The sequence below is a fragment of the Afifella pfennigii DSM 17143 genome (genome assembly GCF_000688515.1).
Lineage (GTDB): Bacteria > Pseudomonadota > Alphaproteobacteria > Rhizobiales > Afifellaceae > Afifella > Afifella pfennigii.
In genome coordinates, this window is the sequence record NZ_JHZK01000010.1 from 78473 (window position 1) to 102055 (window position 23583).

Annotated in this window: 19 protein-coding genes and 1 pseudogene; 12 read left to right on the top strand and 8 right to left on the bottom strand. The window is 66.7% G+C overall.

Annotation, left to right across the window (positions count from 1 at the left end; genetic code table 11):
* Positions 1-48: 48 nt before the first annotated feature.
* On the bottom strand, positions 49-1770 hold the full coding sequence (locus Q331_RS0109530; RefSeq protein WP_026380491.1) for an ABC transporter substrate-binding protein: 1722 nt from the start codon (positions 1768-1770) through the stop codon (positions 49-51).
* A 304-nt stretch (positions 1771-2074) separates the two neighbouring features.
* Here Q331_RS0109530 and Q331_RS0109535 point away from each other — a divergent pair, with 304 nt between their 5' ends.
* Positions 2075-3655, top strand: coding sequence for a trimethylamine methyltransferase family protein (locus Q331_RS0109535; protein ID WP_026380492.1), 1581 nt, complete (start codon positions 2075-2077; stop codon positions 3653-3655).
* A 54-nt stretch (positions 3656-3709) separates the two neighbouring features.
* Here Q331_RS0109535 and Q331_RS0109540 read toward each other — a convergent pair whose 3' ends face one another.
* Entirely contained in the window at positions 3710-4189 is a 480-nt protein-coding gene (locus Q331_RS0109540; RefSeq protein WP_034491709.1) for an afifavidin, read from the bottom strand.
* Between the two features lie 257 nt (positions 4190-4446).
* Here Q331_RS0109540 and Q331_RS0109545 point away from each other — a divergent pair, with 257 nt between their 5' ends.
* Complete coding sequence (locus Q331_RS0109545) at positions 4447-6894, top strand: GcvT family protein (protein WP_026380494.1); 2448 nt, start codon at positions 4447-4449, stop codon at positions 6892-6894.
* 19 nt (positions 6895-6913) lie between these two features.
* Here Q331_RS0109545 and Q331_RS0109550 read toward each other — a convergent pair whose 3' ends face one another.
* The 3 genes from Q331_RS0109550 to Q331_RS0109560 form a co-directional block, all read right to left on the bottom strand.
* Positions 6914-7987, bottom strand: a complete 1074-nt coding sequence (locus Q331_RS0109550; RefSeq protein WP_026380495.1) for a ribonuclease T2 family protein — start codon at positions 7985-7987, stop codon at positions 6914-6916.
* A gap of 95 nt (positions 7988-8082) precedes the next feature.
* The gene (locus Q331_RS20915) at positions 8083-8829 is read right to left on the bottom strand and encodes a phosphate/phosphite/phosphonate ABC transporter substrate-binding protein (RefSeq protein ID WP_034491712.1); all 747 of its coding nucleotides are present in this window, start codon (positions 8827-8829) and stop codon (positions 8083-8085) included.
* A 41-nt stretch (positions 8830-8870) separates the two neighbouring features.
* The gene (locus Q331_RS0109560; protein ID WP_026380496.1) at positions 8871-9788 is read right to left on the bottom strand and encodes a fatty acid desaturase; all 918 of its coding nucleotides are present in this window, start codon (positions 9786-9788) and stop codon (positions 8871-8873) included.
* A 103-nt stretch (positions 9789-9891) separates the two neighbouring features.
* Here Q331_RS0109560 and Q331_RS0109565 point away from each other — a divergent pair, with 103 nt between their 5' ends.
* A complete protein-coding gene (locus Q331_RS0109565; protein ID WP_245615587.1) occupies positions 9892-10752 on the top strand; it encodes a helix-turn-helix domain-containing protein in 861 nt (286 codons plus the stop codon).
* Positions 10753-10761: 9 nt separating this feature from the next.
* Here the strand turns inward: Q331_RS0109565 and Q331_RS0109570 are convergent, their stop codons facing one another.
* Positions 10762-11265, bottom strand: coding sequence for a DUF992 domain-containing protein (locus Q331_RS0109570; RefSeq protein ID WP_034491714.1), 504 nt, complete (start codon positions 11263-11265; stop codon positions 10762-10764).
* Positions 11266-11454: 189 nt separating this feature from the next.
* Between Q331_RS0109570 and bmt the strand changes: the two genes are divergently transcribed.
* Positions 11455-12456, top strand: coding sequence for a betaine--homocysteine S-methyltransferase (gene bmt, locus Q331_RS0109575; RefSeq protein ID WP_026380499.1), 1002 nt, complete (start codon positions 11455-11457; stop codon positions 12454-12456).
* Positions 12457-12481: 25 nt separating this feature from the next.
* Here bmt and Q331_RS20920 read toward each other — a convergent pair whose 3' ends face one another.
* Complete coding sequence (locus Q331_RS20920) at positions 12482-13717, bottom strand: S41 family peptidase (RefSeq protein WP_034491716.1); 1236 nt, start codon at positions 13715-13717, stop codon at positions 12482-12484.
* A 192-nt stretch (positions 13718-13909) separates the two neighbouring features.
* On the opposite strand from Q331_RS20920, the gene Q331_RS20925 reads away from it, so the two are divergent.
* Together Q331_RS20925 and Q331_RS0109590 are read left to right on the top strand one after the other, a co-directional pair.
* Positions 13910-15277 (top strand): adenylate/guanylate cyclase domain-containing protein, encoded by a 1368-nt coding sequence (locus Q331_RS20925; protein WP_051630942.1) that lies wholly within the window; start codon positions 13910-13912, stop codon positions 15275-15277.
* Between the two features lie 181 nt (positions 15278-15458).
* Complete coding sequence (locus tag Q331_RS0109590) at positions 15459-15881, top strand: MAPEG family protein (RefSeq protein WP_026380500.1); 423 nt, start codon at positions 15459-15461, stop codon at positions 15879-15881.
* A gap of 19 nt (positions 15882-15900) precedes the next feature.
* Here Q331_RS0109590 and Q331_RS0109595 read toward each other — a convergent pair whose 3' ends face one another.
* Complete coding sequence (locus Q331_RS0109595) at positions 15901-17457, bottom strand: trimethylamine methyltransferase family protein (protein WP_026380501.1); 1557 nt, start codon at positions 17455-17457, stop codon at positions 15901-15903.
* A 220-nt stretch (positions 17458-17677) separates the two neighbouring features.
* On the opposite strand from Q331_RS0109595, the gene Q331_RS0109600 reads away from it, so the two are divergent.
* From Q331_RS0109600 to Q331_RS0109620, 6 genes and pseudogenes are all read left to right on the top strand, one after another.
* Positions 17678-18382, top strand: a complete 705-nt coding sequence (locus Q331_RS0109600; RefSeq protein WP_026380502.1) for a corrinoid protein — start codon at positions 17678-17680, stop codon at positions 18380-18382.
* Positions 18383-18478: 96 nt separating this feature from the next.
* A pseudogene (locus tag Q331_RS24395) lies at positions 18479-18814 on the top strand (endonuclease domain-containing protein); the annotation flags it as partial.
* 294 nt (positions 18815-19108) lie between these two features.
* A complete protein-coding gene (locus Q331_RS24150; RefSeq protein ID WP_026380503.1) occupies positions 19109-19720 on the top strand; it encodes a DUF1638 domain-containing protein in 612 nt (203 codons plus the stop codon).
* A 104-nt stretch (positions 19721-19824) separates the two neighbouring features.
* Positions 19825-20124, top strand: a complete 300-nt coding sequence (locus Q331_RS0109610; protein WP_026380504.1) for a virulence factor — start codon at positions 19825-19827, stop codon at positions 20122-20124.
* 80 nt (positions 20125-20204) lie between these two features.
* A complete protein-coding gene (locus Q331_RS0109615) occupies positions 20205-21167 on the top strand; it encodes a methyltetrahydrofolate cobalamin methyltransferase (RefSeq protein WP_026380505.1) in 963 nt (320 codons plus the stop codon).
* A 163-nt stretch (positions 21168-21330) separates the two neighbouring features.
* Entirely contained in the window at positions 21331-23343 is a 2013-nt protein-coding gene (locus tag Q331_RS0109620) for an ASKHA domain-containing protein (protein ID WP_051630946.1), read from the top strand.
* The last annotated feature ends 240 nt before the right edge of the window (positions 23344-23583 follow it).

Here is a 23583-nt window from a genome sequence, read left to right on the forward strand (position 1 = left end):
GCGACAAGGAAAGGCCCCGGGAACGGGTCCCGGGGCCTCTTGTCGTCATCAGCTTTCCACCCAGACCTTGTTGAACTGGTGGTACTGGGTCGGATGCGCCGGATAGCCGTGCACCTTGGCGTTGACGATGGTATAGACCGGGCGGAAGACCGGCTGCACCATGACCGCGTCGTCCTGGAGGATCTTCTCCACCTTCTCCATCACGGCGCGGCGCTCTTCCACGTCGAGGATCGCTTCGGCCTCGTCGAGCGCGGCGTCGAATTCCGGATTGGCGTATTTCGTCTCATTCCAGGGCACGCCGGTACGGTAGCCGAGCGACAGCACCATGGTGCCGAGCGGGCGGTGCGTCCATTGCGTGGCGCCGAAGGCGGTCTTGTCCCAGATCTCCCAATATTTCGACGGCGGCATGACGTTGATGTTGAGGGTGATGCCGGCGTCCTTCACCTGATCGCGGATCACCTCGCAGATGGTCTGCTGCCACGGTCCGTCGGTGTTGCCGACATCGACGGTGACATCGAGGTCCTCCATGCCGGCATCGGCGAGGAGCGCCTTGGCGCCCTCCACGTCGCGCTCCAGCGCCGGGAGCTCGAAGTATTCCGGATGGATCGGCGCCACATGGTGGTTCCAGCCGACATCGCCGCCTTCCGCGTATACCAGCGGCAGCACGGCGGGATTGTCGCAAGCCTTGACGAAGGCCTGGCGCACCCGCTTGTCGTCCCAGGGCGCCTTATCGACCTGGAAGCGCACGCACAGGGTCTGCGCGGTGCGGGCGGCGATGATCTCTCCCTCCAGAGCCTTGGCGAGCTCCATCTGCTCCACGCCGAACTCGTAGATGGCGTCGATGTCGCCGGAGGCGAAGGCGGTGAGCTGGTTGTCCTCGTCGAAATTGTAATAGTGAATCTCGTCGAGATAGACGTCTCCACCCCAATATTCGAAAGGCGCGCCATTCACCTCCGTCACCCGCTTCAGGATGCAGCGGTCGCCGACGACGAGCTCGGCGAGAGCGAAGGGTCCGGTGCCGATGGGATTGTCGGAAAAGGGCGCCTCGAAGCTCGGATGCAGGATGGCCGTCGGGTAGTTGTACATGTCCTCCGGGAAGGACAGGACCGGCTTGGAGAGCTTGAAGCGGATGGTGTGGTCGTCGACGAGCTCGATGGCGCCGTCTCTCAGCTTCTTCACCATCTTGGCGGTGCCGTCCTCGTTCTTCTCGCCCGAATCGACCTCTTCCACGAGGGCGGAGATGGAGGACAGGCCGACATTGGCGGAGCCGAGATTGGGATCGCACCAGCGCTCCACGTTCCAGCGCACATGATCGGCGACGAGCTCATCGCCGTTGTGCCACGTCACGCCCTTGCGGAGGTAGAAGGTCCATTCGGAGAGGTCGTCGGAGGCTTCCCAGCGCTCCGCCAGCATCGGGTGGGTGACGTTGTCCGGCGTCGTATAGGCCAGGTATTCCAGCGTGTGGCGGGTCTGGTTGGACATCTCCGTCCAGGAATAGGTGGCCGGGTCCTCCATCTTCTGGACCTGCATGCCGACCTTCAGGATGCCGCCCATCTGGGGCGTGCCCTCCGGCTCCGGGAAGGGAAGGTCGGCCATGGATTGGGCATAGGCGGGCTGCGGCAGCCCGGCCATGGCATAGGCGGCCGCGGCCGACAGGCCGGTCAGCGCGGCAACGCGGATGAAGCCGCGTCGGCTGAGCCGCCCGCGCTCCATCAGATCTTTGGCTTCGGCAGCCTTCGGATGTAGCCGTGTCGTTTCCTCACGCTTCATTCTTTTCTTGCTCCCTCTTGGCTCTTGAGCACGTTCGAGTGGGAGATACGGGCCATACCGGCATATCGGAGTGGCAGTAAACGCGGCATCGGACGACGCCCTCCCTTGGATGCAAGCCTAACATGTGGGGGATGCGGATGGGCAACCCCGACAGATTTTGAGTTGAACTTAGTGCAGGCTGGGTCGCGAAGAAGCCAGAAGGTGTCGCTGAAGGAAGCTGGTTATTGGCGGAATCGGAATCTCTTTTCTGCTTGCGGCCGCAGGACGCACCCCAAGCGCGGTTCCGGCCGAAGCGAGACTACCCATGGCGCCAGACAGCCTTGCCGAGACGCAGAGCCCGCGCCGCCGCCGCGCCGGAGGGCGCGCCGGCAACCAAAGGCGGCCGGCGCCGGGCATCTCAAGCCTCCGACAGGCCCCCTGGGATGTGCCGCGCTATGCCGATCGACCGAGCGAGCCGCTCAGCGCCGAGGAGGTGGAGCGCATCCATCTGGGCGCCATGCGCATCCTGGAAGAGATCGGCATCTGGTTCCTCAACGAGGAGGCGCAGGAAGTGCTGCGCCAGGCCGGCTGCGAGGTGGAGGAAAGCTCCGGGCGGGTGCGCATGGATCGCGCATTCGTGATGGAGATGGTGGCGCTGGCGCCGCCTCAATTCACCTTGACGCCGCGCAATGTTGAGCGCTGCGTCACCATCGGCGGCCCGCATGCCGTCTATGTCAACGTCTCCAGCCCACCCAATTGCTCGGACCTGGAACGCGGGCGGCGGGTCGGCGACCGGCAGAGCTTCCAGGAGCTCCTGAAGCTCACCCAGGCCTTCAATTGCCTGCATCTGGCCGGCGGCTATCCGGTTGAGCCGCTCGACCTCCACCCTTCCATCCGCCATCTGGACGCCATCTTCGACAAGCTCGTGCTGACCGACAAGGTGGTGCACGCCTATTCGCTCGGCCGCGAGCGCATCGAGGACGCCATGGAGATGGTGAGGATCGCCGGCGGGCTCAGCCACGACGCCTTCGAGGCGGAGCCACGGATGTACACCAACATCAACTCCTCCTCGCCCTTGAAGCACGACTTTCCCATGCTCGACGGCGCGATGCGCATGGCAAGGCGCGGCCAGCCGGTCATCGTCACCCCGTTCACGCTCGCCGGGGCGATGGCGCCGGTGACGCTCGCCGGAGCCGTGGCGCAGCAGACGGCGGAGGCGCTGGCGGCGATCGCACTGCTTGAATGCGTCAGGCCCGGCGCGCCGGTCGCCTATGGCTCCTTCACCTCCAATGTCGACATGAAGTCCGGCGCGCCCGCCTTCGGCACGCCGGAATATCTGCGCGCGACGCAGATGTCGGGGCAGATGGCGCGCTATTACGGCCTACCCTTTCGCGCCTCCAACGCCTGCGCGGCCAATGCGCCCGATCCGCAGGCCGCCTGGGAGAGCGCCTTCTCGCTGTGGGCCTGTACCAGCGCGCAGGCGAACATCGTCTACCACGCCGCCGGCTGGCTGGAGGGCGGACTGACGGCGTCCTACGAGAAATTCGTCATGGATTGCGAGATGCTGCAGCAGGTGCAGCACGCCATGAAGCCGGTCTCGGTAACGGAAGACGACCTTGCCATCGACGCCATTGCCGAAGTGGGGCCGAACGGGCATTTCTTCGGCGGCGCGCATACGCAGGCGCGCTACGAGAGCGCCTTCTATTCGCCCTTTCTCTCCGACTGGCGCAATTACGAAACCTGGCAGCAGGCTGGAAGCCTTTCCGCGCCGGAGCGCGCGCTTGCCATCTGGAAGGCGATCTTGGCCGAGTTCGAGCCGCCGCCGATGGACGAGGCGATCCGCGAGGAGCTGGCGGCGTTCGTGACGCGCCGCAAGCGCGAGGGCGGCGCGCCGACGGATTTCTAGGCCGGTCAGGCTGTCCAGCGTTTGCCGGGACGATGCGGCTCGCGTTCGGGCCGATTACATTTTCGGCGTTTCCTTCATCGCCTTGTTGACCAGGGTGAAGGTATCGGAACCCTGCTGGATCTCGCCGCTAGAGCTGCCCTGATAGGCGAGGTTCCAATCGGTCACGATTGTCACGTCGCTGCCGGCCGCCTCGGCAAAGCCCGTCCAGCTCGTCACCGAGTTGCAATTGGCCGTGGCGTTGTCCCAGGCCACCGTGAAGCCGATGAAATTGCCCCAGGTGAGCCCGACCAGCGGATAGGGCGTGCCCTGGCAGCCGAAGCCCGGCGCGTTGTTGACGTAGAAGCCGGAGACGGAATTGCCGGCGCCGAAGACCAGCGTCATCGTGGAGCCGTCCTGGTTGACCCAGCTTGAACTGACGGCCGGCACGCCGAAGGCCTCGGCGGATTGGCGGGGGCTCATATCCTGGGCCAAAGCGGGCGAGGCGACCACGGCGAGAAGCGGAAGGGCAACGGCCAGGCTGGCAAGACGACGCATGGGAAAATCCTCCTGAAGTAGAAGCCGCCCCGCAATCTACAATGCTGGATAGAATTAATCTAGCTAGAGTTGTGCTTGAGCGTGCAATGCCGTGTCGCCGCAGAGGCGCCGAGGCGCAGGCTGGACACGCCGTGGCGCAAGGCGGCGGGAGGTCCGGGCGGTTTGGAGCTTTGATCGCGCAGCGTGCGACCTTCCGATCTGCCCGGCGGGCCGGGCCCATGCGGAACGGAGGCGCTCCAAGGGGAAAGGGGCCGTCAATGAAGTCCCATGCGCAGGTCGCGGTGATCGGTGGCGGCGTCGTCGGCTGCTCGGTCCTCTACCATCTCACCAAGGCGGGCTGGAAAGACGTCGTTCTCATCGAGCGCGCCGAGCTCACCTCAGGCTCCACCTGGCATGCGGCAGGCGGCTTTCACACCCTCAACGGCGACCCGAACGTCGCCAAGCTGCAGGCCTACACCGTCTCGCTCTACAAAGAGATCGAGGAGATTTCCGGCGAGAGCTGCGGGCTGCATCTGACTGGCGGGCTGCAGCTCGCCGATACGCCGGAACGGCTGGAATGGCTGAAACAAGCGCATGCCAGAGGCCGCTATCTCGGCATGGAGACGGAGATCATCTCCGCCGCGGAAGCGAAGGAAATCTTGCCGCTTATCGACGAGAGCTATTTCGTCGGCGCGCTTTGGGACCCCATCGAGGGTCATCTCGACCCCTATGGCACGACGCAGGCCTACGCCAAGTCGGCGCGGCTCGCGGGCGCTGAGATCATCACCCGCAACCGCGTTTTGCAGCTCAACCCGCAGCCGGACGGGAGCTGGCAGGTCGTCACCGAGAAGGGCACCCTCCATGCGGAGCACATCGTCAATGCCGGCGGGCTGTGGGCGCGCGAGGTCGGCCGCATGGTCGGCATCGAATTGCCGGTGCTCGCCATGGAACATCACTACATCCTGACGGAGGACATTCCCGAAGTCGCCGAGATCAACCGCACCACCGGCAAGGAGATCGTCCACGCCATCGATTTCGCCGGCGAGATCTACACCCGCCAGGAGCGCAGCGGCATGCTTCTGGGCACCTACGAGAAGGCGGCGACGCCCTGGTCACCGGTCACAACGCCCTGGGATTTCGGCCAGGACCTTCTGCCGCCCGACCTTGAGCGCATCGCCCCCTCGCTCGAAGTCGGCTTCCGGCATTTTCCCGCCTTTCAGAACGCCGGCATCGCCAAGATCATCAACGGCCCCTTCACCTTCGCGCCGGACGGCAACCCGCTGGTGGGGCCGGTGCAGGGGGTGAAGAACTTCTGGTGTGCCTGCGCCGTCATGGCCGGCTTCAGCCAGGGTGGCGGGGTCGGGCTCGCCCTTGCCAACTGGATGGTGGAGGGCGATCCGGGCTTCGACGTCTGGGGCATGGATGTCGCCCGCTTCGGCGATTTCGCGACGCTCGCCTATACCAACGCCAAGGTGCGGGAGAACTATTCACGCCGTTTCCGCATCCGCTTTCCGAACGAGGAGCTGCCGGCGGCGCGGCCGGCGCAAACGACGCCGCTCTACGACCGGCTTGTCGCCGAGGGCGCGGTGATGGGCGATAGCTGGGGGTTGGAGACGCCGCTCTGGTTCGCGCCCAAGGGGGTTGAGGCGCGGGATATCTTCTCCTTCCACCGCTCCAACGATTTTGAGCATGTGAAGGCGGAGTGCCTTGCCGTGCGCCAGGCCGTCGGCGTCACCGAGATCGCCAATTTCGCCAAATACCGCGTCACGGGGCCGGGGGCGGAGGCCTGGCTCAATCGGATGATGGCGGGCCGCATGCCACGGCTCGGCCGCATAGCGCTCACCCCGATGCTAAACGCGCGCGGCAAGCTCATCGGCGACTTCACCATCGCCAAGATCGCCGAGGAGGATTTTCTCGTCTGGGGCTCCAGCCAGGCGCAGATCTACCATGTGCGCTGGTTCGAGGCGCAGCTGCCGCAGGACGGCTCGGTCAGGGTGGAGCGTATCGACCTTGGCATTGTCGGGCTCTCCATCGCCGGCCCGCGCTCGCGCGAGCTTCTCGCCCGCCTCACCCACGAGGACGTCTCGCGCGAGGCCTTCCCGTTCATGAGCCACAGGAAGATGGAGGTCGCGGGCGCGCCGGCGCGGGTGAACCGGCTCACCTATACCGGCGACCTCGGCTACGAGATCTGGGTGAAGCCGGAATACGAGCGGCCGCTCTACGACAGGCTGACGGAAGCGGGCGCCGATCTCGGCCTGAAGAATTTCGGCATGCGCGCCCTTCTCTCGCTCCGGCTGGAGAAGAACTGGCCGACCTGGGCGCGCGAGTTGCGCCCCATCTACGGTCCCTTCGAAGCCGGACTGGAGCGCTTCGTCGACCTTGAGAAGAACGACTTCATCGGCCGCCAGGCGGCGGCAAGGGAGCAGCGAGAGGGGCCGAGGCTGAGGCGCGTCTCCATGGTCGTCGATGCGGCGGATGCCGATGTCATCGGCGACGAGCCGATCTGGCATGCCGCCGACGGCGGGGAGAAGGTGGTCGGCTGGGTCACCTCCGGCGGCTATGCCCATTACGTGGACCAGTCGCTCGCCCAGGGTTACGTGCCGAGCGAACTCGTCGACGGTGGCGGCGACAGTACCTTTCAGATCGAGATCTTGGGCGAACGCCGGCCCGCCCGGCTGCAGATGGAGCCGCCCTTCGATCCGGCCGGGACACGGATGCGGGGGTGAGGCTTGACACGCAGGCGGCCTATCTTGCCCGCACCACCTCGCCGGAGGCGCAACTCCTGGCGTCGCTCGATACCCGCCGGGGCGGCGCAGCGTTAATCAGCGCGCCGAGATCGGCCTTGGCGTCGATGGCGCCCTTGAGATTGATGCGCAGCTCGGTGATGGCGCCGCTCGCCCCGTCGCAGACGATGGTGACGCGCTCGCCGGCACCATTGCCGAAAGCCCGGTCGAAGGCGGCCTCGATGGCGGCGCGGCTGAGCTTCTGGCCGCGGGCGCTGAGGAAGACCTGGCGCACCGCCGAGGCGTTGAGCTGGCTCAGCAGGGAAAGGCTCTCGGCGAAATACTCGTTGGGATCGGCACCGGCCTCAGGGCCCGTCACATCGTCCTCGTAGCAGGCGCCGTGCTTGGTCCAGGCATGCAGGTGCAGGCCCGACTTGACCCCCGGCATGACCACGGAAAGCGCCGCCAGCAGATCGGCATTGAGCGCGATCGTCTCGTCGGCGCGCAGGTTCTCGTCGCAGGCGCGCGGCCCGCCGCGATCGCAGTAGCAGGGGAAAATCGCCTTATCGTCGAGATCATCCGGCCACAGCCCGTGCAAGGTGAAATGCGTGGCATCGTAGCGGCCGGAGCGCAGGGATGCGCATTCCGGCTTACCGCGGCCGGCGGCGCTGCGGCAGAAGCCCGGCTGCCAGGAGACGGCGAGGACGTTTTCCAGCGTGTCCGCCGCAAGCGCGGGGGCGGAGCCTGTACCCGAAGAAGGCTCGGCGGGACGGGGCTCCTCTGCCATGACCAGCGAGGCGGCCGGCGCATAGGCGCCGCAGCCCATGGGCACCCAACGCTCCTCGATCTGCGGCGCGTTCGGCACGCGCAGGCGATAATGCGTGCCCGGCACGGCGTTGCGCGCCAAAATCTCGTAGGCGCGCATCGGCTCAAGGCGCACATTGCCGGGATTGTCGCCGTCCTTCTTGCGCGTCGCAGCGCAATCGGCAAAGGCGATGAAATAGCCCTCCAGCACCGGCGACTGCGCCAGAGCCGGAGCCGGGGCGGCCAAGAGGAGAAGGAGAACGGCGGCGAGAAAGCGAAGGGCGATGAGCATCGGGACTGCAAAAAAAGACCGCGACTCGGGGCCACGGCCCCTGGAAACTAGGACAGGCTGGCCGGGCCTGCCAGCCCGGGTCGACATCTCTGCGGTCAGGCGCGCAGAAGAGCCCGCCGGCTATAGGCACGCGCCGGCAGCACCTTGAGGCCGGCAAGGTGCAGCGCCGCGCGAGCCGACGCGAGCGAGGGATCGCAGAAGGCCGCGTCGAGCGCCGCGCGTATCGCCGCGACCTCGTGCGCCGGGCGGCCGCGCGCGGTGACGAAAGGCAGGGCCGGCCGCAAGGGCGTGAAGGCGAGGACCTTCAGCGCCGTCACGGCTTCGGCCTCGAAATCCCGGGCAAGCCGCCAGGCGACGGCGTCGATGGCGGCGAAATCCGCCTCGCCGGCCGCCACGGCCAGGACGGAAGCGCGATGCGCGCCGGTGCGAAGCGCCCGCGACAGATCGGGCGAAAGGCCGACCGCGCGCAGCGCCTCGGCGAGCGCCACGGCCCCGGAAAGGCTGTCGGGCGCGTTGATGGCGGGCCGCCTGCCGGCAAGGCCACCGAGATTTGCCGCCCGCTCCTCCCGGCGCAGGACGATGGCGCTGGAATAAAGAGCGCCCTCGCAGCCCTCGACGGCGTAGACGGGCGTTGCGACAAGCCGAAGATGGCGGGAAAGGCCGCTCGCATAGGGCCAGCCGCAGGTCTGCGACAGCAGGAGCGCCGGATCGCGCCAGATTTCCTCCCTCGGCCGCGCCCGGTCGAGACGTTCCGGCGCTGTCAATCCGTGCGCCTGAAGCTCCCTGGCGATGCCTGCCCAGAGCGCGTCCGTCGCCGCCCGCAGTTGCGGCCAGTCGTACATGGGAAGACAAGCGAGGGCGGCGGATGCCGATGCGGGAGGCATTACCTGCGCAGAAAGGGATGGGGCACGGGCGTCTTGCGGCGAAAGAGGTAGCGGCGAAGGATGTCGCCGTAGCCGGCAAAGACATAGCCCTCGTTGCCGGCGCGGAAGCCGGCCCGCTCCGCCCGGTAGAGCCTCGGCAGAAGATACCAGGCGAGCCGCGGATGCCGGTGATGCACGTAATGCAGGTTGTTGTTGAGGAAGAGGAGCGCGGTCAGCGGCCCGCCCTCCACGATCACCGTCTGCGCGCCGAGGCTTTCGCTCGCCTGATGCTCGGCGAAGGTCCTGAGGCTGAGGAGCGACAGCCCCCCATAGGCGATGAGAAGATACTGCCAGAGCGGCATGGCGGCGAATAGGAGGACGAAGAAGAGGACAAGGGCAAGGCCCAGGGCATGCAGCGCCCAGGCCTTGCGGAGCCCCCGCTCCGTGCCGGCGCGGGCAAGGCGCAGCTCCGCGCCGTAGAAGCCGACGAGCATCACCGCCGGGCCGATGAGAAGCCGGCCGAATAGCGTGTTGTTGAAATCGAGGAGGCGGCGCAGCGGCGCCGGCAGGCCGCGCCAATCGGCGAGCGCGTAATAATAGGATTCCGGGTCGTCATAAGGGTCGGTCAGCGTCTCGTCCCGGTGATGGCGCAGATGAAGGCGCTTAAAGCGGCGATAAGGATAGGCAAGGCCGAGCGGCAGGAAAACCAGCGCCTCGTTGAGCGCGGCCGAACGGCTCGGATGGCCGTGCAGCGCCTCGTGCTGCAAGGAGGCATGGAGGGTGACCATCGGCACGGTAAGAAGCGCCGTCAGCGCCAGGCCGAGCGTTTCGTGGAGGAACAGCGCGCCCGCCCAGACGAGGTAGCAGAGGAAGATCAGCGCCAGGGTCGGCCATTCGGCGCGTTCCAGAAATGCGGGTAACGCAGGAATCTTGCCCATGGCCAAAGAAAATCCTTAGCCGGCTTTTCTTGGCAACGAGACGTTGCGGAACAGACGTTGCGTTTGGTGCGCAAGGGGCGTGTTTGTTGTGCAAAATCATCAAATGCGGCATCTTCGCCAGATGATGGACAAGCGCGATCTCCTGCCCGTTCTGCGCGAGCGGCTCGCCTTGTTGATGGCGCGCACGGGCCAGAACCGCTCCGAATTCGCCCGTTCCGTCGGCCTCGACCGCTCGGCGATGACGCAGCTCCTTTCGGGCCAGTCGACACGCCTGCCGCGCACGGAGACACTCTGGCGCATCGCCGAACGCTATGCCGTCAGTCTCGACTGGCTGGTGGGGCTCAGCCAGGACGAGCACCTGGCGGCGGAAATGCGGCCGGTCCTGGAGATCGCCGAGAGCGAAAGCGCGGCAGGCGAGACGCCGCTGGAGCGCTGGCACAGGGAGGCGGTCGGCACCAAGATCCGCTACGTGCCGAAGCAAATCCCGGACCTGCTCCGAACCGAAGCGGTCATCGACTACGAATATTCCGGCGGCATCAGCCCCCTGCCGCAGACGCAATTGCGCGAGGCCGCGTTTCGGCTCGACTACAATCGTCGGCCGGAGACGGATATGGAAGTGTGCATGCCGCGCCAGCGCCTGGCGCTGCTGGCGGAAGGGCGCGGCGTCTGGCGCGACCTGGACCGGCCGTCACGCGCGGAGCAGCTTCGCCATATGGCGGGCCTGCTGGACGAGCTCTATCCGACCTTCCGGCTCTTCCTCTACGACGAGGTGAAGACCTATTCGATACCTTATACGGTGTTCGGCTCGCAGCGGGCGGCGATCTTCGTCGGCGAGATGTATCTGGTCCTCAACGCCACGGAACACATCCGCGCGCTGACGCACCATTTCGACAACCTCATCCGCCACGCCGTGCTCAATCCGCATCAGGCCGCGCAACATGTCCGCGGCCTGGAGGTCGGCTGAGACAGGGGCCTACTGGATCAGCGGACGCAGGGTGAAGGATTGGAAGCCGACGGCCAAATTAAGCCCCTTCTGCGCCTGAACGCTGATGGGCTGCAGCACGAAGGTGTCGTTGGAGCCGCCGACGAGGGCGTTGGCGCCGACGCCCGCTCCGACCGTCGCCTCCGCGCCGATGCCGGCATAGTCGCCGGCAAGCGAACCGCGCGCATAGGCATCGCGTGTCGGGGCCATGACGACCCATTTGATCAAGGTCGCGTCGGTGACGCCGACATCGAGGCCGAATTTCTGCACCACCCCGGCATATTGCTCCACCGGCCCGCCCCCGGCCGGCGTGTAGGTGCAGGTCAAATCCTTGGTGGAGCCGATGATGAACCCGGTTCCGCCTTCCACCATGCAGTCGAGAGAGCCGACCTCGACCCGCTCTTGCGCCTTTGCGCCGGTGAAGCCGAAGACAGCGGCCGCCGAAAGGCCGATGGCGGCGGCAAGAGCAAGAGGCGAAGGATTGCGATCGGTCATACAGAACTCCAATTGGACATGGAAATTGCTCTGGGCGGACGCCCATGTCTGCGGCAACGATTTGCAGCGCTCGCCGTTCCAACCCGGCGCCGCCGCCGATTGCTTAGCGCAAGGCTGTGGCGCCCTGCCCCTTGCTCGTCGCAGCCAGAGATGGTCTACGGGCCGACGATTTCTGACCAAGGAGCGCATATGGCATCGCTGAGCGAGCTTCTCGCCAAGAAGGGCATCCTGATGGCCGACGGCGCCACCGGCACCACCCTGTTCGCCATGGGGCTGGAATCCGGCGAGCCGCCGGAGCTTTGGAATACCGACCATCCGGACCGCATCACCCGGCTACACGAGGGCTTCCTGGAAGCGGGCGCGGACATCATCCTGACCAACACCTTCGGGGCGAACCGACATCGCCTGAAGCTGCACGGGGCGCAGGACCGCGTCTTTGAGCTCAACAAGCGCGCCGCCGAGATCGCCCGCGCCGCCGCCGACGCCACCGGGCGCGAGGTGGTAGTGGCCGGCTCCGTGGGGCCGACGGGCGAGCTCTTCGTACCCCTCGGCTCGCTCACCGAAGAGGACGCGGTGGAGGCCTTCACCGAGCAGGCGGAGGGCCTCAAGGCCGGCGGCGCCGATGTGTGCTGGGTGGAGACGATGTCCTCCACTGAGGAGATGCGCGCCGCCGCGCAGGGCGCCATCAATGCCGGCATGCCCTATACGACGACCGCCAGCTTCGACACGGCCGGACGCACGATGATGGGCATGAAGCCGGAAGAGATGGCAGGCGTTTTTGAAGGCCTTGCCGAGCCGCCCATCGCCTTCGGCGCCAATTGCGGCGTCGGCGCGCCCGATCTCGTCGTCTCCGTCCTCGGCATGGACGGCTCGAAGGAGCGCAAGATCATCGCCAAGGCCAATTGCGGCATTCCGGTCGTTTCCGGCGACGAGGTCCGCTATTCCGGCACGCCGGAACTGATGGCCGATTACGCGCGGCTCGCCATCGATGCGGGCGCCTCCATCATCGGCGGCTGCTGCGGCACGACGGCAGTGCATCTGAAGGCGATCCGCGAGGCCATCGACAGCCACCAGCGCGGCGAGCGGCCCGACCGCACGCGCATCGAAGCGACGATAGGCCCCCTCGCCTCTCCGCCGCGCGCGGAAGGCGCTGAGGGACGCCGGCGCACCAGCCGGCGCGAGCGGGCCTAAGACGACGTCCAAACGCGCCTCGGCCTCAGCTCTCTGCGAGCGCCAGGGCCTCGGCAAGCGCGCGCTCCAGCTGCGGATCGGCGCCGGCCGCGTGGAGCGGTTCGAACGGCACCTCAATGTCGGGCGCGACGCCGACGCCCTCCAGCCGCTCGCCGTCGACGCGGACATCGCTGACGGCGACATAGAGAAGGCTGCCATCGGAAAGGACGTTGAGCGTGCCGGCAAGCACCGCCCCGGCCGTGCGCTCGCCGACGATGGGGCCGATGCGAAGGGCACGGAAGCCATGCGCGATCAGCTCCTTGCCGGAGCGCGAGCCCTCGTCGACCAAGAGCACGACCGGCTTGGTCCAGGCCGAGGCGAAGGTGAAGGCGCTACCGTCGCGGGCAAGGCTGGTCGTCTCCACCGCCCGCTCGGCGAAGAGCTGGAGATATTGCGGATTGGCGCCGCCCCAGCCGCCGCGCAGATCCAGCACGAGCGCCTCTGCCTCCTTCAGGGAGCCGTAAAGCGCCTCGCCCGCGAGAATGTCCTGATAGTCCCCGCCGGCGTAGGACCAGGCGCGGATATAGCCGATCCGCCTGCCTTGCCTGTCCCTGCCTTGCCTTTCGATGAGCCTGGCGCTGGCGCGCATCGCCTGCTTGAACATCGTTCGGCCGTCGAGAAGGCGTGGCGTGACGGTGAGCGTGCGCGTCTCGCCAGGCCGGCGCTCCACCTCAAGGGCGAGCCTTTCTTCCGCCCGCCCCTCCCAAGAGAGGATGGGATGGAAGGGCTCGCCGCCAACGGAAAGAATGCGGTCGCCGAGAAGAAGGCCGGCCTCCGCCGCCGGCAGGCCTTCCAAGACGCCAGTGACGACATGGGCCTCGCCATCGCTCTCTGTAAAGGCGCCGATGCCGACATAGCTCGGCGCGCCGTCCTGCAGGAACGGCGCCAGTTCCTCCGCAAGCCTGGGACTGGCGGGCATGAACACGCCGGCGAGCTGATACCAGGCGGGCATATCGCGCGTGTAGAGCCTGGTATGGGAGGCCTGAAGCCGCGCCAGCATCGCGTTGACCTCGTCGGCAAAGGCGGAGGGCTCCATGTGTGGCGTCAGCCGGGCACGGTGCTCGGCGCTCACCTTCGCCCAGTCCAGTCCGTTCATCGACGGGTCGAAGAACTGCTCCTCGACGATTGCGGCCGCCTCGTTAAAGAGCGCGGCCCTATCCTGCGCCAGCCCGGGGGATGCAAGGGCAAGCAAGAAGAGCGGGAGAAAACGAAAACTTATCATGCACTTATCCTTCCGAACCCCGTTCGCCGGGCCGCCGCGACGGAAAGCTCTCCGTTGCCGGCGAATGCGGCGATAGGCCGTTGGCTGGCGCTCCTCGACGGACAATCGGTGACCTTCAAAGCCACGCCGAAATGACCTAGCCGGGAAGGAGGGACGATGGCTGGAGCTCGCATCACGGAGGGAGCATTCTCAATGAATCAAGGCGGCTTGAGGGAGAGCCCCCTCGCTGCAGGACAAGCAAGCGGAATATCGCAGCGCCTGGCGCGGAGCCTCATCGGCGAAGAACGCGCCGGGCGCCGGCTCGCCATTCACGGGCGGTCGATCGCCTTCCTGTGCATCCTGCTGCTGCTCTTCTTCCTCATTCCGGTGCCGGCGGTCTTCTACTATCAGACGATCCTGGCGGTCTTCATCATTCTCGGCTTCGTGCGGCTGTGGCTGGATGCGGGCCAGCTTTATCGCTGGTGGACGGGCTATCTGCTGACGGCGGTCGACTTCGCCCTTCTGGCCTATGTGCTGCTTTATCCGAACCCGTTCTGGCCGGCCGAGCACCCGCCGCAATACGCGCTGAGGACGGGAAGCTTCGTCTATTTCTATGTCATGCTGGCCGGCCTTGCCTTCTCCTTCCAGCCCAAGGAGGTGCTGTGGGGCGGCCTCATGGGCGCCCTCTTCTGGGCGCTCGGCGTGGTCTATCTCGTCAGCCTGCCGGACACGGTGCTGGCGCCGAGCCGTCTCGGCGTGGTGGAGACGATGCAACTTGCCAGCCAGGAGCCGACGCTGATCGATATCGACCGCGCCATCCAGGATGTCGGCGTCTTTCTCATCGTTTCCCTCGTCCTGACCATGGTCGTGGACCGCTCGCGCAGCCTCGTCACGCGTCAGGCCAATCTGGAACGCGAACGGGCCAATCTGGCGCGGCACTTTCCGCCCGCCACCGTCGACAGGCTGGCAAGCGAGGACGCGGCGCTGTCGCAGATCCGCGAGCAGAACGGCGTCGTCCTCTTCGCCGATCTCGTCGGCTTCACAACCTGGTCGGAGGAACGCCAGCCGGCGGAGGTGATCGCCTATCTCAGAAACGTGCATGCGCGGCTGGAAGCCGCCGTCTTCCGCCATCACGGCACGCTCGACAAATTCATCGGCGACGGGATGATGGCGACCTTCGGCACACCGGAGCCGGGCGAGCGCGACGCCATCGACGCGCTGGCTTGCGTGGTCGAAATCCTCTCCAAGTTCAGTGCCTGGAACGACCGCCGGGCGCAAAGGGGGGCACGGCCCGTGCGCATCTCGCTCGGCCTGCATTACGGCAAGGTCGTCGTCGGCAATATCGGCACGGAGAGGCGGCTGGAATTCGCCGTGCTCGGCGATACGGTGAACGTGGCGAGCCGCCTGGAGGGCCTGACGCGCCAGCTTTCCTGCCGCGCCGTCATCAGCCGGGCACTCGCCGATGCGGCGCGCGCGGAAGCGCCGGACAAGGCCGAGGAGCTTCTGGCCGGCTTTGAGGATCACGGGGCGGTGCAGCTGCATGGCCGCAGCGAGCCGGTCGAGATATTGATCGCCAAGTGAGGGGCATAAGTTAAGGCGCCAGAGCCGCAAGGCGCCGGCAAGACCGCCATGGGGCGCTTGGACGCAGCTCTCGGACTGGAACCTTGTCTCGATTGGCCAATTTTCCGGCCATCACCCTCCTGCCGCCACAGGCCGGCCCGGCCTGCGGCCGAACCACCCCACGTCACTGCACAGGTGCCAGATGCCGCTTTCGCTCGTCCTTCTGCCGGTCTTCGTCCAGATCGCGCTCACTTTCTTCATCGCCTTCTGGATGGGCCGCGCGCGCCTCGGCGCGATAAGGCGCGGCGAGGTGCGCCTTGCCGACGTGACGGCCGGCACGGCTCTGTGGCCGGCGAAATCTACCCAGATCGCCAATTCCTTCCGCAACCAGTTCGAGCTGCCGCTTCTCTTCTATGCCGTGGTGACGCTCGCCGTGGTCACCAACAAGACCGACCTCTTCTTCGTCCTGCTCAGCTACGCCTTCGTGGCGAGCCGGCTGGTGCACGCCTTCATCCATACCGGCTCCAACGTGCTGAAGCAGCGCTTCCAGGCCTTCATCGTCGGCCTGTTCATCCTCATGGGGATGTGGGCGCTATTTGCCGCGCGCATCCTTCTCGGCTTCTGAGGGCGGGCGCGCCGGCAGCTCACGAGAAAGCGTCGGGCATCGATGCCTTGGTCTTGTCGATGAACGCCTTCAGCGCCTCGTCGATGGCCTCGTCGAGCGGCGGGGCCTCGTATTCGGCGAGCCATTTCTTCCACAGCGCGTTCGCCCGCTCCTCGGCCGTGTGGGCGCCCTCGGCGAACCATTGCTCGAAAGAATTGTTGTCGGCGATGGTGGAGCGGTAGAAGACATCCTCGAAATTGGCCTGGGTATGGGCGCAGCCGAGATAGTGGCTGCCGGGCCCGACCTCGGCGATGGCGTCCATCGCCTGGCCGTTCTCAGACAGGTCGATGCCTTGCGAGAAGCGCTGCATCATGGCGAGCTGGTCGCAATCCATGACGAACTTCTCGTAGGAGGAGACGAGGCCCGCCTCCAGCCAGCCGGCGCCGTGGAGGACAAAGTTCGTCCCGGCCATGACGCTCGGGATCAACGTCTGGGCGCTCTCATAGGCGGCCTGCGCATCGGCCACCTTGGAGGCGCAGAGCGAGCCGCCGGAGCGGAAGGGAATGCCGAGACGGCGGGCGAACTGGGCGGCGCCGTAGAGCACCAGCGCCGGCTCCGGCGTGCCGAAGGTGGGCGCCCCCGACTGCATGGAGATGGAGGAGGCGAAGGTGCCCATGACCACCGGCGCTCCCGGCCGGCAAAGCTGGGTGAAGGCGGCGCCGGCGAGCACCTCGGCCAGGATCTGCGTCAGCGTGCCGGCGATGGTCACCGGCGACATGGCGCCGGCGAGGATGAAGGGCGTGACGATTGAGGCCTGGCCGGCGCGCGCATAGGTCTTCAAGGCGCCGAGCATGGTGCCGTCGAAGACCATCGGCGAGTTGACGTTGATGAGATTGATGAGGACGCAGTTCTCCTCGACGAATTCCTCGCCGAAGAGGAGCCTGGCCATCGTCACCGAATCGGCGGCGCGCTCCGGCGCCGTCACCGACCCCATGAAGGGCTGGTCGGAATAGCGAATATGCGCATAGACCATGTCCAGGTGGCGCTTGTTCACCGGGATATCCACCGGCTCGCACACCGTGCCGCCGGAATGGTGCAGCGCCGGCGCCTGGTAGGCGAGCTTCACCAGGTTGCGAAAATCCTCGATGGTTCCGTAGCGGCGGCCATGATCGAGGTCGCGCACGAAGGGCGGGCCGTAGACCGGGGCAAAGACCGTCGCCTTGCCGCCGATCTCCACCGAGCGCTCCGGATTGCGCGCATGCTGGACAAAGCTCGCCGGCGCCGTCTTCAGAAGCTCGCGGCAAAGGCCGGCGGGAAAGCGCACGCGCTCGCCGGAAACATCGGCCCCGGCCTGACGCCACATTTCAAGCGCCTCGGCGTCCTCGCGGAACTCAATGCCGATCTCCTGAAGCACCCGCTCGGCATTCGCCTCAATCAGCGCAAGGCCCTCCTCGTCGAGCACAAGCTGCTCGGCCAGCGTGCGACGGATGAAGGGAAGCTTGAGAGCGCGGCCGCCCTGGCGGCGGGCGCGACGGGCATCGGCCCCGCCCGCGGAGCGACGCCGGCGCTCTCCGGTTCCGGCCTCAGTCATCGTCATTCTCCCGCTCCCATGCTGGCACAGGGCTTGTCCCCAACCCCTAGAGAGCCAATTTCCCCGACGGTCTTCCGACAGCGGCAGAGCGTGACGCGGGCGGGAAAGGGGGTGCGGAAAAGTCGCAGACACCGGTTTTACGAGTCGCGTTCGAACCACTCGGTTGCCCCGAAGGTCGTATTGATGCGATGACACTGCGCAATCGCAGCTTGGCAAGGAGTCTGCCGTGTCCGAAGAGGAAATCGTCCTTTCCGAACTCAACGACGAGGAGCTCGTCGCGCAGATGCACGACGATCTCTATGACGGTCTGAAGGAAGAGATCGAGGAAGGCGTCAACATCCTCCTGGAGCGCGGCTGGGTACCTTACGACGTGCTGACGAAGGCGCTGGTGGAAGGCATGCGCATCGTCGGCGAGGATTTCCGCGACGGCATCCTCTTCGTGCCGGAAGTGCTGCTTTCGGCCAACGCCATGAAGGCGGGCATGTCCATCCTGCGCCCGCTTCTGGCGGAAACCGGCGCGCCGAAGATCGGCAAGATGGTCATCGGCACCGTGAAGGGCGACATCCACGATATCGGCAAGAACCTCGTCGCCATGATGATGGAGGGCGCCGGCTTCGAGGTGATCAATATCGGCATCAACAACCCGGTGGAGAACTACCTCGCCGCCATCGAGGAGCACCAGCCCGATATCGTCGGCATGTCGGCTCTGCTCACCACCACCATGCCCTATATGAAGGTCGTCATCGACACGCTCAAGGAGAAGGGCATCCGCGACGATTACATCGTGCTCGTCGGCGGGGCGCCGCTCAACGAGGAGTTCGGCCGCGCCATCGGCGCCGACGCCTATTGCAGGGACGCGGCCGTGGCGGTGGAGACGGCCAAGGAGCTGATCAAGCGCCGGCACAACCAGCGGGTCGCCGCGGCAGGCTGAGGCGCGCTAGCGGCTTGGGCGGGCACGGCCCCCACCCTCTCCCCCGGAGGGAGAGGGTGGCTGCCGGAGGCAGCCGGGAGAGGGGGAGCTTACCCCATGACAGGACCTCGCGTCCCGCAACCGAAAACCGACCTGGCACGGCGCCGACGCCGGATATCCAGCCGCATCGAGCGCGACCTCTGGCATCAGCTTCGTGCCCGGCGAATTGACTGGAAGTTCCGACGGGAGGCACCAATTGGGCCGTATGTCGTGGATTTTCTCTGTGCCGAGGCACGCCTCGTCGTGGAAGCCGATGGCCCATTGCACTCAGAACCAGAGCGTCGCGCCTCCGACCGGCGCCGAGACGCCTGGCTCACAGCCGCAGGCTACAGGGTGATACGCTTCTCGGAAGAAGAGATCTTGGGGAATCTCGGCCTGGTTCTCGATCGCATCCGCTTCGAGCTTGAAAGGAGAGCCGGCTCGCAGACGCCGGCGCTCGCCGACACTTCCCCCTCACCCGGTCGGCTCCGCCGACCACCCTCCCCCTTCAGGGGGGAGGGTCGATGCCGTGCCGGGCTGCAAACTCGCGGCAACAAAGCAACGTCTCTCCGCGTTCCGCAAAGCTCCGCAGCAAGGTTCGGGACGAAGGCCGACCGGCCCGCTCCCCACCCTCCCCCCTCCGAGGCAGAGGGTGCCGGGCGGCGCCCGGCGCGCGAGGGGAACGCTTCGGCCAGTTCAGAGCCTTCATTGAATGCACCAACGACAAAAAAGGTCCTCGTCATCGCCTGCGGGGCGCTAGCGCGCGAGATCGGCGACCTCGTGGAGGCGAACGGGCTCAGCCATGTCGCGCTGACCTGCCTGCCGGCCATCCTGCACAACCGGCCCGAAAAGATCGCCGGCGCGGTGCAAGCGGCGATCGGCAAGGCCAAGGCCGAGGGCTTTGAGAAGATCCTCATCGGCTATGCCGATTGCGGCACGGGCGGCGCGCTCGACAAGGTGTGCCAGGCGGAAGGCGTTACCCGCATCGCCGGCCCGCATTGCTACGCCTTCTATTGGGGCAACGCCGCCTTCGCCGCGCGCGGCGACGACGACATGGACGCCTTCTTCCTCACCGATTTCCTCGCCCGCCAGTTCGAGGCGTTCGTCGTGGAGCCGCTCGGGCTGGACAAGCACCCGGAGCTTACCGAGATCTATTTCGGCAATTATGCGCGCCTCATCTATCTCGCCCAGAGCGAGGATGCGGGGCTGACGGAGAAGGCCCGCGCGGCGGCAGAGTTTCTCGGCCTCACCTTCGAGAAGCGCGTCACCGGCTATGGTGACCTTGCGGAATTTCTCAAAGCGACCGACAAGGTGTCCTGATCGGACCTGGCATTTCAGGTCGCAATCCTCTGCGCACCAGGTCGCGCGCAAGCGCGCCTGCCGCCAACACCCCTGCCATAGGCGCAAGAACGCAAGGAGCCGACATGGCCGAACGCATCATCCTTTCCTGGCGCGACATCCCCGCCCAGGTAATCGTCAAGGCGGGACGGCGCACGGCCAAGCGCGAATTGCCTTTGCGCTTCACCGAGGCGATCGACATGGCGGCGATGCGCGTCGGCGCCCGCGATTCGGAGGCCTATCTCGCCGAATGGCGGCGCGGCGAGCCGGAGCCCTGCGGCGACGACCTGGAAGCAGAGGCCGACAGCGCCCTTGCCGCCCTTGAAGCGGCATATCCGAAGGAGCGGTTGGTGGCGCTGGCGAAGAATGGCGGCCTTGAGAGCTGAGGCACGGGCTCTGGCGCGCCGCGCTTTGACCGCGTGCCCCCTCACCGCGTAAGAGGCCTGCCCAAAGGGAAGGATTGAACATGACCCGAACCATCGTCGCCTCGGCAAGCCGCGAAGTCGTCATCGGCTTCGAGCAGCCCTTCTGCATCATCGGCGAGCGCATCAACCCGACCGGGCGCAAGAAGCTCGCCGCCGAGATGGTGGAAGGCAATTTCGAGACCGTGAAGGCCGACGCGCTGGCGCAGGTCGCCGCCGGCGCCACCATGCTCGACGTCAATGCCGGCGTCACCGCCGTCGACCCCAACGAGACGGAGCCGCCGCTTCTGGTGGAGACGCTGAAGATCTTGCAGTCGCTGGTCCAGGTGCCTTTGTGCATCGATTCCTCCGTGCCGGCGGCGCTGAAGGCGGGGCTGGAAGTCGCCGAAGGCCGTCCGCTGGTCAATTCCGTCACCGGCGAGGAGGACCGTCTGGAAGCCATCCTGCCGCTGGTGAAGAAATATGACGTGCCGGTGGTGGCCATCTCCAACGACGAGAGCGGCATCTCCGAGGACCCCGACGTGCGCTTCGCCGTCGCCAAGAAGATCGTGGAGCGCGCCGCCGATCACGGCATCAAGCCGGAGGATATCGTCGTCGATCCGCTGGTCATGCCGATCGGCGCGATGGGCACGGCGGGGCTGCAGGTCTTCGCGCTGGTGCGACGCCTGCGCGAGGAACTGAAGGTCAACACGACCTGCGGGGCTTCCAACATCTCCTTCGGCCTGCCGCACCGGCACGGCATCAACGCCGCCTTCCTGCCGATGGCGATCGCTTCGGGGATGACATCGGCGATCATGAATCCCCTGCGCCCGCAGGAGATCGAGGCGGTGCGCGCGGCCAACGTGCTGATGGGCACCGACAGGGACTGCATGACCTGGATCACCTCCTATAAGGACTACCAGCCGGCCGCGGGCGGCACGCCAGCCGCACCCCCGCCGCCCTCCGCCGGCGCCGGCGGGCGCCGCCGCGGCGGACGCGAGGCGCGCAGGGCCAGGATCGGGGGGTGAGGGCTCTGATCACCCAGCCTTCGGACCTTCACCCTTCCCCCAGCCCCTCCCCACGCGGGGGAGGGCAACGGGACCGTGCCACCAGCAAAGGCTTGCGCGCCCGCTCAAGCCGTATGAACTCCATTCAGTGACCGAGCCCCAGAAAGACCCACTCGTCCTGTTCATGCCGTCCGGCCGGCGCGCACGTTTCGCCAAGGGCACGCCCGTGCTGGAGGCGGCGCGCCAGCTCGGCGTCTATATCGAATCGGTGTGCGGCGGGCGCGGCATCTGCGGGCGCTGCCAGATCGAGGTCGAAGAGGGGCATTTCGCCAAGCACGGCATCAGCTCCTCGCCGGCGCACCTCACCGGCGTGACGGAGGCGGAAAACCGCTACTCTGAGAAACGTGTCCTCGCCGCAGGGCGGCGGCTATCCTGTCAGGCGCTGGTGGACGGCGATCTCGTCGTCGACGTGCCGCAGGACGTGCAGATCAACCGGCAGATCGTCAGAAAGCGCGCCGAGACGCGCCATATCGAGCGCGATCCGGCCACCCGCCTCTGCTATGTGGAGGTGGAGGAGCCGGACATGGAAAAGCCGCTCGGCGACGCCGACCGGCTCCTTCAGGCGCTTTCCGGCGAATGGCAGCTGGAAAATCCGCGCATTGAGACAAGGCTCCTGCCCGACGTGCAGCGCCTCCTGCGCGAGGGCGAGTGGAAAGTCACCTGCGCCGTTCACGACGACGGCGACGGGCCGCTGGTGACGGCCATCTGGCCGGGCTTTCACAACATCGCCTGCGGCATCGCCGTCGACATCGGCTCCACCACCATCGCCGCGCATCTTTCCTCCATGCTGTCGGGCCGCACGCTCGCCTCGGCCGGGGCGCCGAACCCGCAGATCCGCTTCGGGGAAGACCTGATGAGCCGGGTTTCCTACGTGATGATGAACCCGGAAGGGCGGGCGGCGATGACCAAGGCCGTGCGCGAGGCGGTCGGCCAGCTCATCGCCCAGCTCGTTTCGGGGGCGGGCGTGAGCCAGGAGGACGTCATTGAGGCGACCTTCGTCGCCAATCCGATCATGCACCACCTGTTTCTGGGCATCGATCCGACCGAACTCGGCGGGGCGCCCTTCGCACTCGCCGTCTCCGGCGCCGTCGCCTTTCCCGCCCGCGACATCGGCCTGCCGGTCAACGAGGGCGCGCGCGTCTATGTGCTGCCCTGCATCGCCGGCCATGTCGGCGCGGACGCGGCCGCCGTCACCCTCTCGGAGGGGCCGCACCGGGCCGAGGACATCACCCTCGTCGTCGATGTCGGCACCAATGCGGAGATCGTGCTGGGCAACAAGCACCGGTTGCTCGCCGCCTCCTCGCCGACCGGCCCGGCCTTCGAGGGCGCGGAGATATCCGGCGGCCAGCGCGCCGCGCCGGGCGCCATCGAGCGCGTCAGGATCGATCCGGAGACGCTGGAGCCGCGCGTCAAGGTGATCGGCGGCGAGGAATGGTCGAACGAGGACGGCTTCGACAAGGTGATGGAGGATGTCGGCGTCACCGGCATCTGCGGCTCCGGCATCATCGAGGTCGTCGGCGAGATGTACCTTGCCGGCATCATCGACGAGGACGGGGTGATCGACGGCAGGCTGGCGGAGACGTCGGACCGCATCCAGGCGAGCGGACGCACCTTCTCCTATCTCCTGTGGCGCGGCGGCGAGGCGGCGCGCAGCCAGGAGATCAAGATCCTGCAGACCGACATCCGCGCCATCCAGCTCGCCAAGGCGGCGCTCTATGCCGGGGTGCGCCTGCTGATGGACAAGCTGGAGCTTGAGAGCGTGGAGGCGATCAAGCTCGCCGGCGCCTTCGGCTCCTATATCGACCCGAAATACGCCATGCTCATCGGCCTCATTCCCGATTGCCGGCTGGACAAGGTGAAGGGCGTCGGCAACGCGGCGGGAACGGGGGCGCGCATGGCGCTCCTCAACCGCGGCCACCGGCGCGAGATCGAGGAGGTGGTGCGAAAGATCGAAAAGATCGAGACGGCGCTGGAGCCGCGCTTCCAGGAGCATTTCGTCGCCGCCATGGCCTTCCCCAACAAGGCGCACGCCTTTCCGCACCTCGCCGAGGCGGTGAAGCTGCCGGCCCGCAAGGTGCTGGCGGAGGCCGAAGGGGGCGGAAGGCGGCGACGCGGCGGACGGCGCGGCACGCGCTGAGAGACAGCGTGCCGATGGGCACATGGAGAGCGCAAGGCCGCCGCTCTTGTCCCTCCCCCACGCTTTATCGTCATCGCCGGACTTGATCCGGCGAGCCATGCCGTGGCCGTAGAGACATGCCGCAGCCGGAGAGGACTGGATGCCCGGGTCAAGCCCACGGCTGTCCGGTTTAATTTCACGCCCATTGCAGGAGCATTTGGTTGGGGTCCTTGGACGGCTCTGGGGGTGGCTCGATCAGGC

Coding starts and splice junctions, on each gene's coding strand:
- Q331_RS0109535 (WP_026380492.1), top strand. CDS start 2,075: ATGGCGCCAGACAGCCTTGCCGAGACGCAGAGCCCGCGCCGCCGCCGC.
- Q331_RS0109550 (WP_026380495.1), bottom strand. CDS start 7,987: ATGCTCATCGCCCTTCGCTTTCTCGCCGCCGTTCTCCTTCTCCTCTTG.
- Q331_RS20925 (WP_051630942.1), top strand. CDS start 13,910: ATGAATCAAGGCGGCTTGAGGGAGAGCCCCCTCGCTGCAGGACAAGCA.
- Q331_RS20915 (WP_034491712.1), bottom strand. CDS start 8,829: ATGTACGACTGGCCGCAACTGCGGGCGGCGACGGACGCGCTCTGGGCA.
- Q331_RS0109570 (WP_034491714.1), bottom strand. CDS start 11,265: ATGACCGATCGCAATCCTTCGCCTCTTGCTCTTGCCGCCGCCATCGGC.
- Q331_RS0109545 (WP_026380494.1), top strand. CDS start 4,447: ATGAAGTCCCATGCGCAGGTCGCGGTGATCGGTGGCGGCGTCGTCGGC.
- Q331_RS0109620 (WP_051630946.1), top strand. CDS start 21,331: ATGCCGTCCGGCCGGCGCGCACGTTTCGCCAAGGGCACGCCCGTGCTG.
- Q331_RS0109615 (WP_026380505.1), top strand. CDS start 20,205: ATGACCCGAACCATCGTCGCCTCGGCAAGCCGCGAAGTCGTCATCGGC.
- Q331_RS20920 (WP_034491716.1), bottom strand. CDS start 13,717: ATGATAAGTTTTCGTTTTCTCCCGCTCTTCTTGCTTGCCCTTGCATCC.
- Q331_RS0109590 (WP_026380500.1), top strand. CDS start 15,459: ATGCCGCTTTCGCTCGTCCTTCTGCCGGTCTTCGTCCAGATCGCGCTC.
- Q331_RS0109610 (WP_026380504.1), top strand. CDS start 19,825: ATGGCCGAACGCATCATCCTTTCCTGGCGCGACATCCCCGCCCAGGTA.
- Q331_RS0109530 (WP_026380491.1), bottom strand. CDS start 1,770: ATGAAGCGTGAGGAAACGACACGGCTACATCCGAAGGCTGCCGAAGCC.
- bmt (WP_026380499.1), top strand. CDS start 11,455: ATGGCATCGCTGAGCGAGCTTCTCGCCAAGAAGGGCATCCTGATGGCC.
- Q331_RS0109560 (WP_026380496.1), bottom strand. CDS start 9,788: ATGGGCAAGATTCCTGCGTTACCCGCATTTCTGGAACGCGCCGAATGG.
- Q331_RS0109540 (WP_034491709.1), bottom strand. CDS start 4,189: ATGCGTCGTCTTGCCAGCCTGGCCGTTGCCCTTCCGCTTCTCGCCGTG.
- Q331_RS0109565 (WP_245615587.1), top strand. CDS start 9,892: ATGCGGCATCTTCGCCAGATGATGGACAAGCGCGATCTCCTGCCCGTT.
- Q331_RS0109595 (WP_026380501.1), bottom strand. CDS start 17,457: ATGACGATGACTGAGGCCGGAACCGGAGAGCGCCGGCGTCGCTCCGCG.